This window comes from Streptomyces sp. MUSC 14, from assembly GCF_001866675.1.
Lineage (GTDB): Bacteria > Actinomycetota > Actinomycetes > Streptomycetales > Streptomycetaceae > Streptomyces.
This window is the reverse complement of the sequence record NZ_MLYN01000005.1, coordinates 114,748-134,449: the sequence shown is the minus strand read 5'-3', so window position 1 is coordinate 134,449 and position 19,702 is coordinate 114,748. Positions and strand designations below refer to the sequence as shown.

Below are 19,702 nucleotides of genomic sequence, written 5' to 3'. Positions count from 1 at the left end.
TTAGTCTCCTTGACCTTTTCCGCCGCCCTCCTTGGAACCACCGTGCGTGTGCTGCGTACGGCGGCCGGGCGGCGTGCGCTCCAACTGGCGCTGCTGGTCGGCGGGTTGTTCGCGCTGGGGTTCGTCTTCGGTGAGCAGGCACACGCGGCCGACGGGGCGGTGGTGCGGGGAACGGCGACGTCCGTGACGTCCGTGACGTCCGCGGCGCCCGTGACGTCCGTACTGCCCCTGACGTCGTCGCACCCCGGGACGACATCGTCGGACTCCGGGACGGCCGCGCAGGACGTGCAGGGCGCACGAGGCGTACAAGGCGTGGTGTCCACGGTGACGGGCACGGTGTCCACGGTCACCGAGGCCGTGCCCGCGGTGAACCGGACGGTGTCCACGCTCACCGGAACGCTCACCGGAACGGTGTCCACCGTCGCCCGGACCGTCGAGGGCACGACCGGCCGCGTCCTGCCGCCCTCCCTCCCGCTGCCGGACCCGACGCAGGCGGTGCCGCGCCCGCAGGGGCAGGGCACCGCTACGGCGAGCCGGCCCGCGAGCCCCGTCGCCCCGTCGGCCCCGGCGCACCCGCATCCCCGCACCGACGCCGCGGCCGTAGCCCCGGCCGTGCCGGCGCCGTTCACCTCGTACGGTCCGGAGGCCACCTCCCTGTCTCCGTACTCCCCGTACCCCCCGCACCCCGCGCGTTCCTCCGCGCACCACGGCACCGCCGACGCCGTCGCGGGCCCCGGCCGTCCCGTGCCCGCCGGTACCCCGAACGGCGTACCGGGCAAGCAGGCGACCGACGGGACCGCGTCCCGTCACGCCGACGCGTATGCCGTCGCCCTCGGTCACCGTGCCCCTCTGCGGCTCGTGCCCGGCACCGCCGTGCGCACCGATGCGCCCCGCACCCGGGAACGGCACCGGGACATCCCCGTCTTCCCCGGCTAGACCCGTACGCCCCTGCTTCGGGCCCCGCCGGTCGCCGATGACCGGTCACCGCCACCTGATCGCCTCCGATCACCGGTGATCCGTCGTTGCTCCGTCGCTGATGCGTCACTGATCCATTGCTGATCCGTCTCTGATTCATCACCGACCGATACCGCAGGGGCCCGACCCGCTTCCGTGAGGTGTCCGGACCCGGACGGCCGAATGCCGTCGGACCGTTCGGGTGGGGCCCCACGGGTGAGGCGGCCGGTCCCCATATGGGGTGGAGGCCGGCCGCCACGGTCCCGGAACCACCGGGGCCGGCCCAGAGGCCTCACCGGGCCAACCCCAGCCCGGTGAGGCCTCGCACATCGCGCCCGGGCACGGCACGCCGTGCCACGGAACCCGGCATCATGTGACAGGTATCACCGCTCGTGTGTGACCCTCGATTTAGGGAGCCCCCGCGAGCGGAGATAACCTGCGAGACGGACATGCCGCGCGCTCGGACACCGTGTGCGCCTCCCTTGTGACAAGCGGACGTCACGTTGCCCTTCGCGGCACGCCCACGCATCCAACGAACCGCGAGATCACTGATAGGGACGGAAGCGCGTGGACCTGTTCGAGTACCAGGCGAGGGACCTCTTCGCCAAGCACGATGTACCGGTGCTGGCCGGTGAAGTCATCGACACGCCTGAGGCGGCCCGCGCAGCCACTGAGCGCCTGGGTGGCAAGTCCGTCGTCAAGGCTCAGGTGAAGGTCGGTGGCCGTGGCAAGGCCGGCGGCGTCAAGCTGGCCGCCTCCGTGGACGAGGCCGTCGAGCACGCCAACAACATCCTCGGCATGGACATCAAGGGCCACACGGTCCACAAGGTCATGATCGCCGAGACCGCCCCGGAGATCCTCGAGGAGTACTACGTCTCCTTCCTCCTGGACCGCGCCAACCGCACCTTCCTCTCCATCGCCTCCGTCCAGGGCGGCATGGAGATCGAGGAGGTGGCGAAGGACACCCCGGAGGCCGTCGCCCAGACGCCGATCAACCCGATCGACGGTGTGACCCCGGAGAAGGCCCGCGAGATCGTCGAGGCCGCCAAGTTCCCGGCCGAGGTCGCGGACAAGGTCGCGGACGTCCTCGTCAAGCTGTGGGACACCTTCATCAAGGAGGACGCCCTCCTGGTCGAGGTCAACCCGCTGGCGAAGGTCGCCTCCGGCGACGTCATCGCCCTCGACGGCAAGGTGTCGCTCGACGACAACGCCGAGTTCCGTCACCCCGACTTCGAGGAGCTCCACGACAAGGCCGCGGCCAACCCGCTCGAGGCCGCTGCCAAGGAGAAGAACCTCAACTACGTCAAGCTCGACGGCGAGGTCGGCATCATCGGCAACGGTGCGGGTCTCGTCATGAGCACCCTGGACGTCGTCGCGTACGCCGGTGAGAACCACGGCAACGTGAAGCCCGCCAACTTCCTGGACATCGGCGGTGGCGCCTCCGCCCAGGTCATGGCGAACGGCCTGGAGATCATCCTCGGCGACCCGGACGTCAAGTCCGTGTTCGTCAACGTCTTCGGTGGCATCACCGCCTGTGACGAGGTCGCCAACGGCATCGTCCAGGCCCTGAAGCTCCTGGAGGACCGCGGCGAGAACGTCTCGAAGCCGCTCGTCGTCCGCCTCGACGGCAACAACGCCGAGCTGGGCCGCAAGATCCTCACGGACGCCAACCACCCGCTGGTGCAGCGCGTCGACACCATGGACGGCGCGGCCGACAAGGCCGCCGAGCTGGCCCACGCCGCCAAGTAAGCACTCAGGACGAGGACACCAACACACCATGGCTATCTGGCTCAACAAGGACAGCAAGGTCATCGTCCAGGGCATGACCGGCGCCACGGGCATGAAGCACACCAAGCTCATGCTCGGCGACGGCACCAACGTCGTGGGCGGCGTGAACCCCCGTAAGGCCGGCCAGAAGGTCGACTTCGACGGCACCGAGGTACCGGTCTTCGGTACGGTCGCCGAGGCGATCAAGGAGACCGGTGCGAACGTCTCCGTGATCTTCGTGCCGGAGAAGTTCACCAAGGACGCGGTCGTCGAGGCCATCGACGCCGAGATCCCGCTGGCCGTCGTGATCACCGAGGGCATCGCCGTGCACGACACGGCCGCCTTCTGGGCGTACGCCGGCAAGAAGGGCAACAAGACCCGCATCATCGGCCCGAACTGCCCCGGCATCATCACCCCGGGCCAGTCGAACGTCGGCATCATCCCGGGCGACATCACGAAGCCGGGCCGTATCGGCCTGGTCTCGAAGTCCGGCACGCTGACGTACCAGATGATGTACGAGCTGCGTGACATCGGCTTCTCGACGGCCGTGGGCATCGGCGGTGACCCGATCATCGGCACCACCCACATCGACGCCCTGGCCGCGTTCCAGGACGACCCCGAGACCGAGCTGATCGTGATGATCGGTGAGATCGGTGGCGACGCCGAGGAGCGCGCGGCCGCGTTCATCAAGGAGAACGTGACCAAGCCGGTCGTCGGCTACGTCGCGGGCTTCACGGCGCCCGAGGGCAAGACCATGGGCCACGCCGGCGCCATCGTCTCCGGCTCCTCCGGCACCGCGCAGGCCAAGAAGGAGGCCCTGGAGGCCGCGGGCGTCAAGGTCGGCAAGACCCCGACCGAGACGGCCAAGCTCGCCCGCGAGATCCTGGGCGGCTGACCTTCTCAGCAGCAGAGCACCGGTAGGCCCGTCCCCGCGGTGGGGGCGGGCCTGCCGCCGTTTCTCCCACCGCCCTCACCGTCCCCGCTGTTCCCGCTCGACGGGGTTCATCCGGCCAGCGGTACCACCCGCTCGGGCCCGCTCCGCTCCGACGCGCGCCGCAGCTTCGTCCGCAGGGCCTGCTGCGCCGGGGAGAGCGGACCGGGTGCCATCCGGGGCGGCACGCCGCCCACGGCCTGCGCGGGAGCGACCGGCGCCTCGTAGTGCGTCGGGGCGGTCCGCAGCGTGAGCGTCGTCGCGCCGATGATCGCCACGGTGAAGGTGATCGCCGCCCGGGTCCAGAAGGCGTTCCGGCGTTCGCTCACGGTCCGTACCGTGGCCGGCCTCGCGGCCCGCAGCCGTTCGGCCGAGGCCAGTCCGAGCAGCCGGCGGTGGAGGGAGCGGGGGTCGGCCAGTTCCGGGACGCGGTCCGCCAGGGCCTGCCGGGCATGGGTCAGCCGGTTGGCGGCCGCCGGGGTGCTGGCCTCCGTCTCCGCCGCCGTCTCCGGCAGGTCGAGGCCCACACCGTCGTAGAGCAGGAGGGTGCGCCGGTACGACGGCGGCAGCCTCAGCAGGGCGTGCAGCAGCGCGCGGTCGGCCGGGTCGGCGGGCGGCGGCTCCGGGTGCCGGTGGCGAGGGCGGAAGCGGTGCCAGGGGGAGAGGGCGCAGTCGTACGCCACCGCCCGTACCCAGCCCGCCGGATCGCGGTCCCGGGCCACCTCGGGCCAACGCTGCCAGGCCAGTTGGAACGCCCGCTCCACCGCCTCGCGGGCCAGCTCCCGGCGCCCGGTGAGCAGGTAGGCCTGGCGTACGAGGGCGGGGGCGCAGAACCCGTACAGCGCGTCGAAGGCCTGAGCGGGTGTCAGGGACTCGGGCGGAGAGACGGGCGAGGGAACCCGGGGAAGCGTCGTCACCGTGCACCCTTCCGTACGAAAATGAACATAAAAGTATATTGAGCGACACTACGGAGGTTCGCCTGTTACGACGGGAAAGCGTGTGTCGTTGGCAGCATGGCGGACGTGACCCTGATGACCGCTCGCCGCCGACCGTCGCTGTCGACCCTGCTGACCCGGCTGCGTGACCGCTCGCCCGGACTGGCCGCGAGCCTCCTGGGCGGCGCCGTCGCGGCAGGGCTGGGGCTCGGCTCGCTCGCCGTGCTCGTGATGGGGCTGTGGGTCCTGTCGCCGTATCCCGACAGCGGTCCGGGCGGCGCGCTGCATGTCGCCGCCGCGCTGTGGCTGCTGGCGCACGGCGTCGAACTGATCCGTACGGACACGCTCTCCGGTGCGCACATGCCCGTGGGGGTGACCCCGCTGCTGCTGCTCGCGCTGCCGGTGTGGCTGGTCTACCGGGCGGCCCGGGACGGCGTCGACGCGCCCGCCGACTCCGACTCCGGCTTCGACCTCCGCTGCGACGCCGACGCGCCGCCGCTGGTGCCCGCGCGCACGGTGTGGACGGGGGTGGTCCTCGGCTATCTCGCCGTCGGTGTCCCGGCCGCCCTGTACTGCGCGGGCGCGGAACTGCGGCCTTCGTGGCTGTGGGTGACGGTGTCCCTGCCGCTCGTCGTGGCGGTCACGGCGGCGGTGGGGGTGTGGACGGCGCACGGCCGTCCGCGTGAACCCGTGCTGAAGGTGTGGCGGATGCTGCCGGAGCGGCTGCGGCGGCCGGTGTCCGGCACCGACGGGTGGCGGCGGCTGGGCACGGCCGTACGGGCCGCCGGTGCGGCCGCGGCCGTGCTGCTCGGCGGCGGGGCGGCGCTGGTCGGGGCGTCGACGGTGTGGCACGGCGGGGCGGCGCGGGCGTCGTTCCTCCAGCTGACGGAGGGCTGGACCGGGCGGTGTGCCGTGCTGCTGCTCGGGATCGCGCTGATCCCCAACGCGGCGATGTGGGCCGCGTCGTACGCTCTCGGCCCCGGCTTCCTCCTCGGCGCCGGGCACCTGGTGCATCCCTTCGCCTCACATCCGGCCCCGCTGCTGCCGCCGTTCCCGCTGCTGGCGGCAGTGCCGGACGCGGGGGCCGGGTCGCGGCTGAACTGGGCGGCGGGGGCGGTGCCGGTGGTGGCCGGGCTGACGGCGGGGTGGTTCGTGGCGCGAGGCGCGCTGGAGCAGCCGGCACGGCCGGGGGAGCGGGCGTCGGCCCGCTGGTCGGCGGCGCGCACCGCCGGAGTGGTCCTGCTGACGGCGCTGGTCTGCGGGGCGGGCTGCATGGTCCTCGCCGAGCTGTCCGGTGGCCCGCTGGGCGTGGCGGCGCTGGCCCGCTTCGGGCCGGTGGGCTGGCTGACCGGGGGTGCGGCGGGGGCCTGGACGGCGGTGTTCGGGATGCCGGTGGCGCTGGTGGTACGGGCGTGGCGGCTGCGGACGTGGTGGCTGCGGGGCGGGGAGATTCCGGCGCAGGACGGGGGGAGAGGGCAGACGGAGGCCGAGGCGCAGGGGAAGGACAGGGCGGCGGCCAGGTCCACGGCCGCGAGGCCGGGGCAGCCCGAGACCGGCGACGGGGCCAAGGGCAAGGAGGCCGAGTCCGGGTCCGTCGTGCCCGGCGCCCCCGAGGAGGAGTTGTACGACTTCCTCCCGGCCGAGGACCCGTACCCTCCGGGCTGGCACGACGACCTCGCGCGCACCTCCCGCTGGGCGGCCCTGCACGAGACGGCCGCCCGGAGCGGAACGGCGGACGAGATCCCCGAGGTCACCGAGCCTGGAGCGGCCGACGAGTCCGGAGCGGCCGACGAGCTCGACGCGCCCGCACCGGATCCGGAGGACGTGCCCCCGCCTCCCCCCACCGAAGCGCCCTGACCCAACTCGCGCTCCGCAGGGGGCACTTCAGCTGTTCCCGACCCCCAGCACGCCGCGCAGCTGCTGCGGCAGCAGGGTGTCGCAGGACTGCTTGGCCTCGTGGGTCAGGGCGTCGTTCACGCATGTGTAGTAGTCGCGGTAGACGAACTGGACCGTGAAGGTCGAGGCGACGAGCATCAAAGCCAGGGACGCCGTCACCAGGCCGCCCACCGCCGCCGTTATCTGGGGGCGGCCGGCGCCGGGGGCCGGCGGGGTGTCCGGGCCCGGGGTGCGGGGCTTGGCGCGCAGGGCGCTGACACCCCAGTAGAGGGCCAGCACTCCCAGCAGCAGGGCCACGTACGGCCAGCTGAACAGGGCGAAGAAGACCGCCCACATGCCCGACAGGAGTGCGTAACGGGCGCGGCGCTGGGCCGGGTCCGTCGGGTCCCAGCGCATGCCGCCGCCGCTCTGGCCGCCGCCGGGGCCCTGGGAGCCGCCGCCGGGACCGGGCCGCTCGCCGAAGCCGCCGCCGGCGGAGCGGCCGGGCTGCCGGTCGCTCCACTGGTTGCCCCACGGGGAGCCGCGCTCGGGGCCGCCGCCCCGACCGCCGTTACCGGAGCCGCCGCCGGAGTCGCCCGAGCCCGAGCCCGAGCCCGAACCAGGGGATCCTGCGTGGTGCCGGGGCCGCCACGGGTTGTCCGGGGTGCCCTCCGGGGGCGGCGCGAAGGGGTTGTCGTCCTGCTGTCCCGCGCCGTGGCCCTCGCCGTGCCCCGCGCCGTCCTGGCCTGCGCGCGGAGCCTGCGGCGGCGAGGACGGCCGCTCTCGCAGCAGCGCGGCGCCGCGCTCGCTCTCGCCTCCCCGGGCCGGGCGCGGAGTGAACGTGCGGAGTCGCAGGCTGCGATCGGGCATCAAGAGAGCGTCTTCCCCTGGGTGAATTCGGCTGTCCGACGTGAGCTTCCACCCCGGAAACGCATGGCACAACGCGCGCGTTCCCGAGCCGGTTCCTCCCGAACGCTACCTTCCGGCCACGCCCCCGTCCCGAGGGGGCCGTCCAGTGTGCCGGTATCGTTGCTGGCGGTCGGCTGCTTCGTAGGGTTCCCCGTATCCAGGGGCGCGAAGCATTCGTACGAATGTACAAGACCGGGAAAAGCCGAACAGAACCGAGAAAGGGCCCCACCGTGGCCGCCACCCCCGCTGCCCCCGCGGTCAAGCGCCTCGTCGTGCTGGTCTCCGGATCCGGCACCAACCTTCAGGCGCTCCTCGACGAGATCGCGCGCACCGGAGCCGATCGGTACGGCGCCGAGATCGTCGCCGTAGGGGCCGACCGTGACGGCATCGAAGGGCTCGTCCGGGCCGAGCGTGCCGGGCTGCCGACCTTCGTGCGGAAGGTCAAGGACTACGGCACCCGGGACGAGTGGGACGCGGCGCTCGCCGAGGCCGTCGCCGCCCACGAGCCCGATCTCGTCGTCTCCGCCGGGTTCATGAAGATCGTCGGGAAGCGGTTCCTGGCGCGGTTCGGCGGGCGGTTCGTCAACACGCACCCCGCCCTGCTGCCCAGCTTCCCCGGCGCCCACGGCGTGCGCGACGCGCTCGCGTACGGCGCCCGGGTCACCGGCTGCACCGTCCACTTCGTCGACGACGGCGTCGACACCGGCCCGATCATCGCCCAGGGCGTGGTCGAGATCCGGGACGAGGACGACGAGAGCGCGCTGCACGAGCGCATCAAGGAAGTCGAGCGAAGGCTGCTCGTCGAGGTCGTGGGGCGCCTCGCCCGCAACGGCTATCGCATTGAGGGACGAAAGGTAGTTATCCAGTGACCGCCCAGACCAGCGACAGCAGCAGCAAGCGGACCATCCGTCGCGCGCTCGTCAGCGTCTACGACAAGACCGGGCTGGAAGAGCTTGCGCGGGGGCTGCACGAGGCCGGCGTCCAGCTCGTCTCCACCGGGTCGACGGCCTCCCGGATCGCCGCCGCCGGCGTCCCCGTCACCAAGGTCGAGGAGCTGACCGGCTTCCCCGAGTGCCTGGACGGCCGGGTCAAGACCCTGCACCCGAAGGTGCACGCGGGCATCCTCGCCGACCTGCGCCTGGACAGCCACCGCGAGCAGCTCGCCGAGCTGGGCGTGGAGCCGTTCGACCTCGTCGTCGTCAACCTCTACCCGTTCCGCGAGACCGTCGCCTCGGGCGCGAGCGACGACGAGTGCGTGGAGCAGATCGACATCGGCGGCCCGTCGATGGTCCGCGCCGCCGCCAAGAACCACCCCTCCGTCGCCGTGGTCACCAGCCCCGGCCGGTACGCCGATGTTCTCGCGGCCGTCAAGGACGGCGGCTTCGACCTCACCGCCCGCAAGCGGCTCGCCGCCGAGGCCTTCCAGCACACCGCGTCCTACGACGTGGCCGTCGCCTCGTGGTTCGCGCGCGGCTACGCCCCCGTCGACGAGTCGCGGTTCCCCGACTTCCTGGGCGCGACCTTCGCGCGCGAGAACACCCTGCGCTACGGCGAGAACCCGCACCAGCCGGCCGCCCTCTACACCGACACTGCATCCAGTAGCGGCTCCGCCGCGGGCGGCGGCCTCGCCGCCGCCGAGCAGCTGCACGGCAAGGAGATGTCGTACAACAACTACACGGACACGGACGCCGCGCGCCGTGCCGCGTACGACCACGACGAGCCGTGCGTCGCGATCATCAAGCACGCCAACCCCTGCGGCATCGCGGTCGGTTCGGACGTCGCCGAGGCGCACCGCAAGGCGCACGCCTGCGACCCGGTCTCGGCCTACGGCGGCGTGATCGCCGTGAACCGTCCGGTCAGCAAGGAGATGGCCGAGCAGGTCGCGGACATCTTCACCGAGGTCATCGTCGCCCCGGACTACGAGGAGGGGGCCCTCGAAGCCCTCGCCAAGAAGAAGAACATCCGCGTCCTGAAGGCCCCGAGCGCGCCCTGCAACCGGGTCGAGGCCAGGCAGATCGACGGCGGTGTCCTGCTCCAGGTCACCGACCGCCTCCAGGCCGACGGCGACGACCCGGCCAACTGGACGCTGGCGTCCGGCGAGGCCCTGTCCCCCGAGGAGCTGGCGGACCTCGCCTTCGCCTGGAAGGCCTGCCGGGCCGTCAAGTCCAACGCCATCCTGCTCGCCAAGGACGGCGCCTCGGTCGGCGTCGGCATGGGCCAGGTCAACCGTGTCGACTCCTGCAAGCTCGCCGTCGAGCGGGCCGGTGAGGAGCGCGCGCGGGGCTCCTACGCCGCCTCCGACGCCTTCTTCCCCTTCCCCGACGGCCCCGAGATCCTGATCGGCGCGGGTGTCCGGGCGATCGTCCAGCCGGGCGGTTCGATCCGTGACGAGCAGGTGGTCGAGGCCGCGAAGAAGGCGGGCGTGACGATGTACTTCACGGGTACGCGTCACTTCTTCCACTGACAGGCGAGGCGGTCTCCGGCCCTCCCCCGTGGGGGCCGGAGACCGCCTGGTCCGGTCGGCTCAGCAGGGGCGCAGGGAGTAGATCGGGTCCCACGTCGCCGTGCCGGCCTGGTAGGCCGTCGACGTCCAGCGGACGCTGCCGTCCTGGTTGAAGAACTTCGCGACCGTGCCGGGCGTCTGGTTGTTGGTGAACGGGCCGTCGCCGGTCCAGTTCGAGACGGTCCACGTCTGGCACTTGTAGAAGTCGAACTTGGTGCCCTTGACGATCATGCACAGGTGGCCGTAGTCGCAGGCCAGGTCCTTGGCGGTGATCCTGCCCTGCGGCGCCTTGGTGAGGGTCAGGCCGTCGTAGCGGACCTGGTCGGCGGAGGACGAGAGCACCTTCGGGTGCCCGGCGAGGACGTGGTCGGCGACCTGCTGGACGCTGGTGACCCGGGTGCCGTCCGGGGTGCTGTCGGCGACGGCCGCGACCGTGGAGCCGGCGGCGAGGGCGGTGGCCGCGACGAGAAGCGCGGCGGGCTTGACGATGTTCACGTGTTCCCCCATGTGAACGGTGCTGCATGAACGGTGTGGTCACTCCGCCGTGGCGGAGTGGTCCCCACCGTCGCAGCGCCCGCCGCCCGCGGGTACCTGTGAAGTCTCAGGGTCACTTCTTGCCGGGAGGCGCGTATTCCTTGAGGTAGTGGGCGACACGGGCGCAGTAGTCGCGGTACTTCGGGGGAACTCCGCCCGTGTCGTTCACCTTCTCCACCGACGTGCGGTAGCCGGCGGAGACCAGCACCCGTTTGTCCCCGGGCAGGCCGGACTTCAGATGGTTGTCGATGTAGCACAGGTAGCGGCCCATGGCCGGGACGGAGACGGAAGGGGTCAGCGGTGGCGTGGGGGTCGCGGACGCGGGGACACCGTCCTCCTGCATCCACCAGCGCAGGATGGCCGGGGTCCAGCGGGCGATGCCGAACTCCTGCTTGCCGGGGTCGGAGAGGTTCGGGTCGAAGTTGCTCTCGGACTTCAGCATCGCCGCGATGAGCGCGGGCGTCACATCGGGCTCGGAGCAGGCGTGGGCGGAGTCCACGATCAGACGGCGGTACTGCGCCGGAACGCCTTGGTCGGTGCGGAGTTCGGAGGCGCCGTAACGCGCCTGGGCGGCGGCCTGGGAGACACTGACGCCGCTCCCGTCCGAGCCTGCGTGCGTGCTCCCGTGTGCGCTCCCGTCGTCGGTCAGGGCACTGACGCCGTAGGCGAGGGCCGCGGCGGCGAGGACGCCCGCGACCGCCGCCGGCAGGCGTCTGCGGCGCCGGAGCAGGCGCGGCAGACGGGGCAGCCGCGACGGATCGCCCGTGCCCGCCGCCGCCTCGACCCGGCGCAGCAACGGCTCCGTCGTGATGCGGTCCGCGTGCGTGCGGGCCAGGCAGTCGCGGACGATCTCCCGCCAGGCGTCCGGGAGTTCGGGCGACAGGCGCAGCTCGTCGATGCCGCGCGCGTAGCTCATCGCCGCGTCGCGGCGGGCCGTCGGGGTGGCGCCGGGCAGCGGGAAGGCGCCGGTGAGGACGAGATGGGCGAGCACGCCGAAGGCCCAGACGTCGGCCGAGGGGCGGATACGGCGGCCGCGGTCGCCGATCTCCGCCCACAGCAGCTCGGGCGGGGTGTAGTCGGGGGTGGAGAAGGCGGGGGTGTAGGCGTGGGTGCCCTCCAGTTCGGCGGCCATGTTGAAGTCGCCCAGGCGGGCCGAACCGTCCGGCATGAGCAGGACGTTGGCCGGTTTCAGGTCTCCGTGGACCCAGCCCGCCGCGTGCAACTGGGCCAGGCCCTCGCAGATCTGGGCGAGCAGGGCGGGGCCGGCGTCCGGGCGCGGGGCGGCGGCGAGCAGGACGGACAGGGACCCCTCGGCCTTCTCCAGGACGAGGACCGTGGCGCCGTCGAGGACCGGGCGGCCGGGGTCGTCCACGACGAGCGTGTCGTACATGCGCAGCAGGCGTGGCCGCTCCAGGCGGCGGTACAACGTGACCTCGCGCTCCACGAGCTCGCGCAGATGGGACAGCTGGCGCGGGGTGTTGGTGCCGGTGGGCAGGAACTTCAGGGCGGCGGAGCCGGGGAGGTCCGGCGACCGCTCGGTACGACGGGCCGCGTAGACGCTGCCGAAGGCGCCCGTCGCGATCGGCTCGCGCACCTCCCAGACGCCGACCCGGTAGCCCTTGGGGACGGGGACGGCGTACGGCTCGGTCACCGGGCCGCCCGGCTCGCGGAGCCGGACAGGACGACGAGGTCGTCCTCCCGCACCACGTCGAAGCGGAGCGCCAGCGAGACCAGGGACTCCTTCTTGCCGTTGAGGCGCGGGCCCGGATCGGCGCTCTCCGGGCCGGGTTTGAGGCGCAGCTTCACGGCCAGGTAGTCGATGTTCCACTGCACCGAGGTGCGCGAGGCGGCCGGCCAGGCGGGGCGCAGCCGGTCCACGACCTGGTCGACCGTGGGCAACGGGGCGTGCGGGTCGCCGCGCAGCCGCGATTCGCACAGCGCGGCCAGGACGGCGAAGTAACGCTTCGTACGGTCGACGGAGAACGCGGCCGCGGTGGCCTCGCCGTCCGGCTCCGCGTCGTCGTCCAGATAGTCGTGGCGCGGCGCCCACACCTCGACGGGCAGCAGATCGCCGGCGGCGGGCAGCACGATCCGGGAGAACTCGAAGGGGACCGGCGCGTCGAGACGGCCCGGGCCGACCTTGATGTGCTCGCCGGCGCCCTCGGGGTTCTCCACGACGTACGTCTGCCGCGCGGACAGGTTGCTCAGTATCCAGAACGTGCCCTGCGCGACGATCTCGCCCGCCCGGCGGGAGACCCCGTCGTGCGGGATCGGCAGACCGCTGCCGGGGGCGCGCCCGAAACTGAGGCGCTCGCCGGGGGCGAGCCGGATCTGCTGGCGGTCGTCCTCCGTGGTCGGCGGAGGTACGACGATGATGCTGTACACGGTATGTCTCCCCGTGCCTGACGGTTAGCCGGGTCGGACAGTACGGCTACCCCGGGCAGCCTAGGGGGACACACCAGGGCCGCGCCTCCCCTTGACGGGTGAGACGCGGCCCTGATCGGTGAATGGCGAGAAATCGCTCAGTAGCGCGGGCGGTTGAACCACGCCCTGCCGTTGGCGCCGCCCACGAAGCAGGCGATCAGGATGCCGAGCACCAGGTGGATGATGCCGTAGATCGTGAACGGGAAGACGGCGATCACGCCGGTCAGTATGCCGAAGACCAGCGTCGTGACGCGCAGCCCGTTGCCGCCGGTGTTGAACTTCGACGCCAGCACGGCCGCCCACACGAGCCAGGCGAGCGCGAGCACCGCGAAGCCCCACATCAGACCGATCGGGTACTTGGCGAGGGCCGACGGCACGGAGCTCTCGTCGTTGGCTTTCTTGAGGGCGATACCGGCGAAGACGAAGGCCGCCACGCCGATCACCTGCAGGCCGACGATCACCCACAGCATCACGCGGGCCCCGCTGACGTTGCCCGGCATCGTGGTCATCGGGGCGCCCATGCCGTACGGCTGCTGGACCGGCGGCGCCGCCGGGTAGCCGTAGCCGGGCTGCTGCGGGTAGCCGTAACCCTGCTGCTGGGGCGGCGGGCCGTAGGGGTTGTTCGGGTCGCCGTAGCTCATGGCGGTGTTTCCTCCGTTTGGTCGAGTGCGGGGACGAGGCGCGGCACTTGCACGGAGGAAGCGTTTCTACAGATGCGGTCCGTCCCCCCGATGAGCTGCCCGCTGCACTGTGTCCTCATCGTTCTTGACCGGATATGGGCTTGTCCAGCCGAGGAGTGGAGGTGTTGTGCAAGTGCAACACAGTTGATCAACAGTTGGGCGGGATGGTACGTCGACCGGGTACCCGGATTGGAACCGGGGGCGGGTCATCCGCGAGGATGGGGGTATGACCGCCCAGATTCTCGATGGCAAGGCCACCGCAGCCGCGATCAAGTCCGATCTGACCGCCCGCGTGGCGGCGCTGAAGGAGAAGGGCGTCACGCCCGGCCTCGGCACGATCCTGGTCGGGGACGACCCCGGCAGCCAGAAGTACGTCGCCGGCAAGCACCGCGACTGCGCGCAGGTCGGCATCGCCTCCATCCAGCGCGAACTGCCCGCCACCGCCTCGCAGGAGGAGATCGAGGCGGTCGTCCGCGAGCTCAACGAGGACCCGGCCTGCACCGGCTACATCGTCCAGCTGCCGCTGCCCAGGGGCATCGACGAGAACCGCGTCCTGGAGCTGATGGACCCGGCCAAGGACGCCGACGGCCTGCACCCGATGAACCTCGGCCGCCTCGTCCTCGGCGAGCCCGCGCCGCTGCCCTGCACCCCCAACGGCATCCTCACCCTGCTGCGCCGGCACGGCGTCGAGATCAAGGGCGCCGAGGTCGTCGTCGTCGGGCGGGGCGTGACCATCGGGCGGCCGATGCCGCTGCTGCTCACCCGGCGCAGCGAGAACGCCACCGTGACCCAGTGCCACACCGGCACCCGCGACCTGTCCGCCCACCTCAAGCGGGCCGATATCATCATCGCGGCGGCCGGCTCCCCGCACCTGATCCGCGCCGAGGACGTCAAGCCGGGCGCCGCCGTGCTGGACGTCGGTGTCTCCCGCAACGCCGAGGGCAAGATCGTCGGTGACGTCCACCCGGACGTGACCGAGGTGGCCGGCTGGATCTCCCCGAACCCCGGCGGTGTCGGCCCGATGACCCGGGCGCTCCTGCTGGTCAACGTGGTCGAGGCGGCGGAGCGCAGTGCCGGCCGATGACGCCCGCGCGGGGGCCCTCACCCGCGCCGGCCGCGAGCCGCACCAGGATTCCGGCGAGCAGCCCGGGAGGACCACGCGCCGCTTTCCGCGGATCACCCGGGACACCGCCCGGCCCGAGGGCGGTGGCCGGGCGGCGTCGGGTGCCTCGCCGGCCCCCGCCCGGCAGTGGCCGATGCTGGTCGTGGTGGGCACGGTCGCGCTCGGCCTGCTGCTGACCGCGCTCGGCACGTTCCGCTCCGGCACCCTGCTGATCGGCGCCGCCCTGCTGGCCGGTGCGGTCATGCGCTGGTTCCTGCCGAGCGTCGGCATGCTCGCCGTCCGCTCCCGGTTCACGGACATCGTCACCTACGGCGTCCTCGGCCTCGCGATCGTCCTGTTCGCGATGATGGTCCAGCCGAACCCGTGGCTGCACGTCCCGTTCCTGAAGGATCTCCTGCACGTCACGCTCAGCAACACGTAGCGGCGCCCGGTCCGTCCGGATTCCGTGGTGCCGCGCGCCGTCCGTGCCCCCGCGTGCTCCCACTGCGGGAACTGGGATCCTTAGGCACGGCATCCTTGTGGGTAGCCAGGACGGGACGTACCGGGGGAGAGCAAGGGGGGAAGCGATGCCTCGTTGGAAGGACCTGCCCGAGGATCTGGACCCGCAGATCAAGGAATTCACCAGTCAGATACGGCGGTTGGTGGACCGCAGCGGGCTGAGCGTCGCCGCGCTGGCCGACCGTACGGGCTACAGCAAGACGTCCTGGGAGCGTTACCTGGGCGGCCGGCTCCTCGCGCCGAAGGGCGCGGTCGTCGCGCTCGCCGAGGTGACCGGCACCAGTCCCGTCCATCTGACCACGATGTGGGAACTGGCCGAACGCGCCTGGAGTCGCGCGGAGATGCGGCACGACCGCACCATGGAGGCGATCCGTATCTCCCAGGCCCGCGCGGCACTGGGCGAGTTCGGCGCGGCGGAGGCCACCGGGGGGCCGTCGGGGCAGGGGCTGTCGGGCCTGTCCGGCCGGAAGAACGGCAGCGCCACGGTGACTCCGGGCATCGCCGGACCGGCCGGTGTGTCGCCGACGATTCCCGTGCAGCCCTCGGGACCGGACGCGGACGTCCGGGGCGGGACGGGGCACGGTGCGGGCGGCGGTGCGGGCAGCGGCCTCGCCGACGGCGCGGCCAGCGGCGGCGGTTCGGCCGAGAGCACGGACGCGGGCTCCGAAGCGGCTCCCGGCCGCGGCTCCGTGAACTCCTGGGGCCTCGCCGGGTACCAGGGCCCGTCCAGGACGGGTGCCCGGCCCGGCGCGGGGACTGGGGCCGGCGCCGGCTCCGGCTCAAGTTCCGGATCCGGCTTGGGTGTCGGGGCCGGGGCGCGGGGCACCGGGGTGGCCGGCGGGGCCGTCCCGACGCCGGGCGGCCCGGCGTCGTACGACGCCGCACGGGCGCCCCGGCCCGCCGAGGGGGGCGGCAGGCGGCAGCAGGTGACGATGTTCCTCGCGGGGCTCGTCGGCGTGCTCGTCATCATCGGCGGCGTCTTCTTCTTCACCCACCGCGACGGCGGCAAGCACCCGGACGCGGCCAGGCCGCCGTCGCCCACCGCCGACCGGAACACGAGCCCGCCGCCCGGGGTCAAGTGCGCCGGCTCCGCGTGCACCGGCAAGGACGCCGAGGCCATGGGGTGCAGCGGCGAGCTGGTGAGCACCGCCAGGACCGCCGCCGTCGGCGCCGCCACCCTGGAGGTCCGCTACAGCAAGGCCTGCGGCGCCGCCTGGGGCCGGATCACCGGCGCCACGCGGGGCGACAAGGTGGAGGTCTCGGCCGGTACGGTCCGGCAGTCGGGGGAGATCACCGCCGTGGGCGACGCCATCGCGTACACCCCGATGATCGCCGTGAAGGACGCGGCTCAGGCGAAGGCGTGCGCGACCCTCGCCTCCGGGCGGACGGGGTGCACGAGGTGACGGGCGGACGCGGTGCACACCATGGCGAAACGGAAGGAACCGCACCCGCGTGACATCGTGCGGGTGAAATTCCGGTACGGCGTGCATGGCCCGGGGAATCCTGGGCACGCGAACGGTACCCCCACGGGAGTCCGGTCAGCCGGTACCTCCCCCCATCGGCGGCCGCCTTCCGTCCCCCCTCTCCCGGACCGGCGGCCGCCGCTTCGTGTGGCCAGGTCGGGGCCGGTACAGGGCAGTTCACGGCGGGATCGGGACCGGACGACGGCCGGGTTTCCGTCGGGTGGCCGCCTTGTGGGGCGAGCCACACGGCCCGGTACGTCTCGCATGCCGGATGCGCGATAGCCTGACCGCTGGATCGATCTCTTGACGCCAAGAGATCGATCATCCGCCCGGGGCCGGGAAGCCCCACCGCCAGCTGTCCTTACGGAGAACGCCATGACCCGCACTCCCGTGAACGTCACCGTCACCGGCGCGGCCGGCCAGATCGGTTACGCCCTGCTCTTCCGCATCGCCTCCGGCCAGCTGCTCGGCGCGGACGTGCCGGTCAAGCTGCGCCTCCTGGAGATCACGCCCGCGCTGAAGGCCGCCGAGGGCACCGCCATGGAGCTGGACGACTGCGCCTTCCCGCTGCTCCAGGGCATCGAGATCTCCGACGACCCCAACGTCGCCTTCGACGGCGCCAACGTAGCCCTGCTCGTCGGCGCCCGCCCTCGCACCAAGGGCATGGAGCGCGGTGACCTGCTGGAGGCCAACGGCGGCATCTTCAAGCCGCAGGGCAAGGCCATCAACGACCACGCCGCGGACGACATCAAGGTCCTCGTCGTCGGCAACCCGGCCAACACCAACGCGCTCATCGCGCAGGCCGCCGCGCCGGACGTCCCGGCCGAGCGCTTCACCGCGATGACCCGCCTCGACCACAACCGCGCGCTGACCCAGCTCGCGAAGAAGACGGGCACCACGGTCGCCGACATCAAGCGCCTGACCATCTGGGGCAACCACTCCGCCACCCAGTACCCGGACATCTTCCACGCCACGGTCGCCGGCAAGAACGCCGCCGAGACCGTGAACGACGAGAAGTGGCTGGCCGACGAGTTCATCCCGACCGTCGCCAAGCGCGGTGCCGCGATCATCGAGGCCCGTGGCGCGTCCTCCGCCGCGTCCGCCGCCAACGCCGCCATCGACCACGTGCACACCTGGGTCAACGGCACGGCCGAGGGCGACTGGACCTCCATGGGCATCCCGTCGGACGGCTCGTACGGCGTCCCGGAGGGCCTCATCTCCTCCTTCCCGGTCACCACCAAGAACGGCGTGTACGAGATCGTCCAGGGCCTGGAGATCAGCGAGTTCTCCCGCACCCGCATCGACGCGTCCGTGCAGGAGCTGGTGGAGGAGCGCGAGGCGGTTCGCGCGCTCGGCCTCATCTGAGCGACGCTCCCGGCGAGTTCGCCGCAGCGACCCCGTACGACCAGAGGCCCCGGAGCATTCCGGGGCCTCTGGCCATGTGGGACGCGCGACACGTCGGGTGCGGGTGTGCTCAGCGCACGTCGACGTAGTCGTAGGCGTCGGCGGCGGACGAGGTGCTGTTGCCCGCGTAGTGGAAGCGCCAGGTGCCGTCCGCCGAGGCGGTGACCGTGGTCTTCAGGTAGCCGCTGGACGACGACGTGACCGTCTTGACGGTGCTGTAGGAGCTCGCGCCCGCCTTCTTGAACTGCAGCTGGACGGACTGGCTGCCGTAGCCGTAGTGCTTCAGGTAGGTCCAGCTCGCCCGGTTCAGCGTGCCGGTGACCGTGATGGTCCTGCCCTTGGTGACCGGCTCCGGGCTCGCGTTGAAGCCGCTGAAGCTTGCGGCGCGCTTCACCCAGTGGTTCTTGTACGTGTTCTTCTGGATGTAGTCGGAGTCGTTGCCGACCGCCCACGCGGAGACGTTCCACCTGCCGTTCAGGGAGCTGTCGTACAGGTCACCGGCGGGATCGACCGTGATGGTGATCTTGCACGTGGCGGCGGTGGCGCTCCACTTGTCGCACGTGGCCTCCTGGTCCGTGGCGAGCACACCGTCCACGTCGGGGTTGTCGCCGTCGAGGGTGGTGCCGTGCCACAGGAAGGCGCCGGCGGTGTAGATGCCGGACGGGTCGTTCGCGGTCACGTAGATGTTGAAGGTCTTCTTGCCGACGCCCACGACGAGGTCCGTGTCGGCGTTGACGGTGACCTTGGTGACCTTGGTGTCGCCCTGGACGTCGTCGGCCGGGGCGGCGGCCACGGAGGGCGCCGCCGCCAGCTTCCCGGCGGTGCCTGCCGGGCTGTCGGCCGCGTGCGCGGCCGGGGCGACGAGAGAGGTGAGCGCCACGGCACCGGACACGGTCGCGGTGGCCAGGCTGGCTCGAATGCGCATCTGCGTTCCCCAAATGGACAGCGCGCCGCACGCTTGGTGGGGGTTGCGTGGCGGCACGACAGTGATGTGGAGCCTGTTGGCCCGGATGCGGAGACTCGCGAAGGTAAGAAACGGTTGTACGTGAGGTGAAGGAATTCCAAGCGCGGGGTGACCGTGCTCGGCTCTCACCCGTTCGCGGCGCGTGCGAGGCGCCCCGGTGCCGCCGCTCCTAGCGTGGCCCCCATGACGACCGTCCCCGTTTCCCCCGCCTCTCCCGCCCCTCCGGCGACCGCCGCCCCCGCGGTCGTCCAGCCCGTCGGGTACTGGACCTGGGTCGCCCACCAGGCCGTCGTACGCCATCTGCGCGGTGCGCTGGCCGGGATCGATCTCACGCAGCCGCAGTGGTGGGTCCTGAAGGACATCGCCGCCGAACACGCTCCCCGCACCCGGGCCGAGCTCCGGAATCGCCTGGCCGCGCACCTCGACGCCGGGCCGGAGGAGATCGGCCGGGCGATCGACGCCCTGACCGCGCGGGCGTGGCTGCGCACCGACGAGGCCGGGAGGGTGCGCGCCACCGACGCCGGACGCGCGGCCACCCGGCGTGCCGTCGACGTCCTCAAGCGGGTGCGCGCCGAGATCCACGCCGGCGTTCCGGAGGAGGACTACGCCACGACGCTGGACGTCCTGCGCCGCATGATCCGCAATCTCGGCGGCCAGGCCGAGCTGTATCCCTGACCGGCCCCGCTCAACCATTCGCCTTTTGTCCCTTTTCGGCCGCATTTTCAGTGACGCGGCGCA

General features: G+C 72.2%; 18 protein-coding genes. 11 read left to right on the top strand and 7 right to left on the bottom strand.

What is annotated here, in order from left to right:
• Positions 1-9: 9 nt before the first annotated feature.
• The 3 genes from BIV25_RS00640 (at position 10) to sucD (ending at position 3,616) form a co-directional block, all read left to right on the top strand.
• Positions 10-936 (top strand): hypothetical protein, encoded by a 927-nt coding sequence (locus tag BIV25_RS00640; protein WP_143076556.1) that lies wholly within the window; start codon positions 10-12, stop codon positions 934-936.
• Positions 937-1,521: 585 nt separating this feature from the next.
• Entirely contained in the window at positions 1,522-2,703 is a 1,182-nt protein-coding gene (sucC, locus tag BIV25_RS00635) for an ADP-forming succinate--CoA ligase subunit beta (RefSeq protein WP_071370072.1), read from the top strand.
• Between the two features lie 28 nt (positions 2,704-2,731).
• Complete coding sequence (gene sucD, locus BIV25_RS00630) at positions 2,732-3,616, top strand: succinate--CoA ligase subunit alpha (RefSeq protein WP_071370071.1); 885 nt, start codon at positions 2,732-2,734, stop codon at positions 3,614-3,616.
• Between the two features lie 107 nt (positions 3,617-3,723).
• Here the strand turns inward: sucD and BIV25_RS00625 are convergent, their stop codons facing one another.
• A complete protein-coding gene (locus BIV25_RS00625) occupies positions 3,724-4,569 on the bottom strand; it encodes an RNA polymerase sigma factor (RefSeq protein ID WP_071370070.1) in 846 nt (281 codons plus the stop codon).
• A gap of 96 nt (positions 4,570-4,665) precedes the next feature.
• Here BIV25_RS00625 and BIV25_RS00620 point away from each other — a divergent pair, with 96 nt between their 5' ends.
• Complete coding sequence (locus BIV25_RS00620; protein WP_071370069.1) at positions 4,666-6,444, top strand: DUF6350 family protein; 1,779 nt, start codon at positions 4,666-4,668, stop codon at positions 6,442-6,444.
• Between the two features lie 27 nt (positions 6,445-6,471).
• On the opposite strand, the gene BIV25_RS00615 is transcribed toward BIV25_RS00620, so the two are convergent.
• A complete protein-coding gene (locus BIV25_RS00615; RefSeq protein WP_071370068.1) occupies positions 6,472-7,332 on the bottom strand; it encodes a hypothetical protein in 861 nt (286 codons plus the stop codon).
• 269 nt (positions 7,333-7,601) lie between these two features.
• On the opposite strand from BIV25_RS00615, the gene purN reads away from it, so the two are divergent.
• Entirely contained in the window at positions 7,602-8,240 is a 639-nt protein-coding gene (gene purN, locus BIV25_RS00610; RefSeq protein WP_071370067.1) for a phosphoribosylglycinamide formyltransferase, read from the top strand.
• On the top strand, positions 8,237-9,835 hold the full coding sequence (purH, locus tag BIV25_RS00605; RefSeq protein ID WP_071370066.1) for a bifunctional phosphoribosylaminoimidazolecarboxamide formyltransferase/IMP cyclohydrolase: 1,599 nt from the start codon (positions 8,237-8,239) through the stop codon (positions 9,833-9,835). Before purN ends, purH begins: the two co-directional genes overlap by 4 nt.
• Before the next feature lie 60 nt (positions 9,836-9,895).
• Here the strand turns inward: purH and BIV25_RS00600 are convergent, their stop codons facing one another.
• The 4 genes from BIV25_RS00600 to BIV25_RS00585 form a co-directional block, all read right to left on the bottom strand.
• Positions 9,896-10,381, bottom strand: coding sequence for a hypothetical protein (locus tag BIV25_RS00600; RefSeq protein WP_256255495.1), 486 nt, complete (start codon positions 10,379-10,381; stop codon positions 9,896-9,898).
• Between the two features lie 100 nt (positions 10,382-10,481).
• Complete coding sequence (locus BIV25_RS00595; protein ID WP_071370065.1) at positions 10,482-12,059, bottom strand: protein kinase; 1,578 nt, start codon at positions 12,057-12,059, stop codon at positions 10,482-10,484.
• Positions 12,056-12,793, bottom strand: a complete 738-nt coding sequence (locus BIV25_RS00590; protein WP_071370064.1) for an FHA domain-containing protein — start codon at positions 12,791-12,793, stop codon at positions 12,056-12,058. Before BIV25_RS00590 ends, BIV25_RS00595 begins: the two co-directional genes overlap by 4 nt.
• A gap of 137 nt (positions 12,794-12,930) precedes the next feature.
• On the bottom strand, positions 12,931-13,473 hold the full coding sequence (locus BIV25_RS00585) for a hypothetical protein (RefSeq protein WP_071370063.1): 543 nt from the start codon (positions 13,471-13,473) through the stop codon (positions 12,931-12,933).
• Positions 13,474-13,738: 265 nt separating this feature from the next.
• On the opposite strand from BIV25_RS00585, the gene BIV25_RS00580 reads away from it, so the two are divergent.
• The 4 genes from BIV25_RS00580 to BIV25_RS00565 all read left to right on the top strand — a co-directional run bounded on the left by BIV25_RS00580 (position 13,739) and on the right by BIV25_RS00565 (position 17,961).
• On the top strand, positions 13,739-14,596 hold the full coding sequence (locus BIV25_RS00580; RefSeq protein WP_071370062.1) for a bifunctional methylenetetrahydrofolate dehydrogenase/methenyltetrahydrofolate cyclohydrolase: 858 nt from the start codon (positions 13,739-13,741) through the stop codon (positions 14,594-14,596).
• Positions 14,583-15,056, top strand: coding sequence for a DUF3017 domain-containing protein (locus BIV25_RS00575; protein WP_071370061.1), 474 nt, complete (start codon positions 14,583-14,585; stop codon positions 15,054-15,056). The genes BIV25_RS00580 and BIV25_RS00575 overlap by 14 nt, the downstream gene beginning before the upstream one ends.
• A 145-nt stretch (positions 15,057-15,201) precedes the next feature.
• On the top strand, positions 15,202-16,536 hold the full coding sequence (locus BIV25_RS00570; protein ID WP_071370060.1) for a helix-turn-helix domain-containing protein: 1,335 nt from the start codon (positions 15,202-15,204) through the stop codon (positions 16,534-16,536).
• Between the two features lie 435 nt (positions 16,537-16,971).
• Positions 16,972-17,961, top strand: coding sequence for a malate dehydrogenase (locus tag BIV25_RS00565; protein WP_071370059.1), 990 nt, complete (start codon positions 16,972-16,974; stop codon positions 17,959-17,961).
• A 109-nt stretch (positions 17,962-18,070) separates the two neighbouring features.
• Here the strand turns inward: BIV25_RS00565 and BIV25_RS00560 are convergent, their stop codons facing one another.
• Entirely contained in the window at positions 18,071-18,925 is an 855-nt protein-coding gene (locus BIV25_RS00560) for a hypothetical protein (RefSeq protein ID WP_071370058.1), read from the bottom strand.
• A gap of 222 nt (positions 18,926-19,147) precedes the next feature.
• On the opposite strand from BIV25_RS00560, the gene BIV25_RS00555 reads away from it, so the two are divergent.
• Positions 19,148-19,639, top strand: a complete 492-nt coding sequence (locus BIV25_RS00555) for a MarR family winged helix-turn-helix transcriptional regulator (RefSeq protein ID WP_071370057.1) — start codon at positions 19,148-19,150, stop codon at positions 19,637-19,639.
• Positions 19,640-19,702: the final 63 nt, after the last annotated feature.

Excerpts from the sequence above, each read along its gene's own strand:
- BIV25_RS00615 (WP_071370068.1), bottom strand. The coding sequence starts at position 7,332 with ATGCCCGATCGCAGCCTGCGACTCCGCACGTTCACTCCGCGCCCGGCC.
- BIV25_RS00570 (WP_071370060.1), top strand. The coding sequence starts at position 15,202 with ATGCCTCGTTGGAAGGACCTGCCCGAGGATCTGGACCCGCAGATCAAG.
- BIV25_RS00565 (WP_071370059.1), top strand. The coding sequence starts at position 16,972 with ATGACCCGCACTCCCGTGAACGTCACCGTCACCGGCGCGGCCGGCCAG.
- BIV25_RS00600 (WP_256255495.1), bottom strand. The coding sequence starts at position 10,381 with ATGGGGGAACACGTGAACATCGTCAAGCCCGCCGCGCTTCTCGTCGCG.
- BIV25_RS00620 (WP_071370069.1), top strand. The coding sequence starts at position 4,666 with ATGGCGGACGTGACCCTGATGACCGCTCGCCGCCGACCGTCGCTGTCG.
- sucD (WP_071370071.1), top strand. The coding sequence starts at position 2,732 with ATGGCTATCTGGCTCAACAAGGACAGCAAGGTCATCGTCCAGGGCATG.
- BIV25_RS00580 (WP_071370062.1), top strand. The coding sequence starts at position 13,739 with ATGACCGCCCAGATTCTCGATGGCAAGGCCACCGCAGCCGCGATCAAG.
- BIV25_RS00555 (WP_071370057.1), top strand. The coding sequence starts at position 19,148 with ATGACGACCGTCCCCGTTTCCCCCGCCTCTCCCGCCCCTCCGGCGACC.
- BIV25_RS00585 (WP_071370063.1), bottom strand. The coding sequence starts at position 13,473 with ATGAGCTACGGCGACCCGAACAACCCCTACGGCCCGCCGCCCCAGCAG.
- BIV25_RS00560 (WP_071370058.1), bottom strand. The coding sequence starts at position 18,925 with ATGCGCATTCGAGCCAGCCTGGCCACCGCGACCGTGTCCGGTGCCGTG.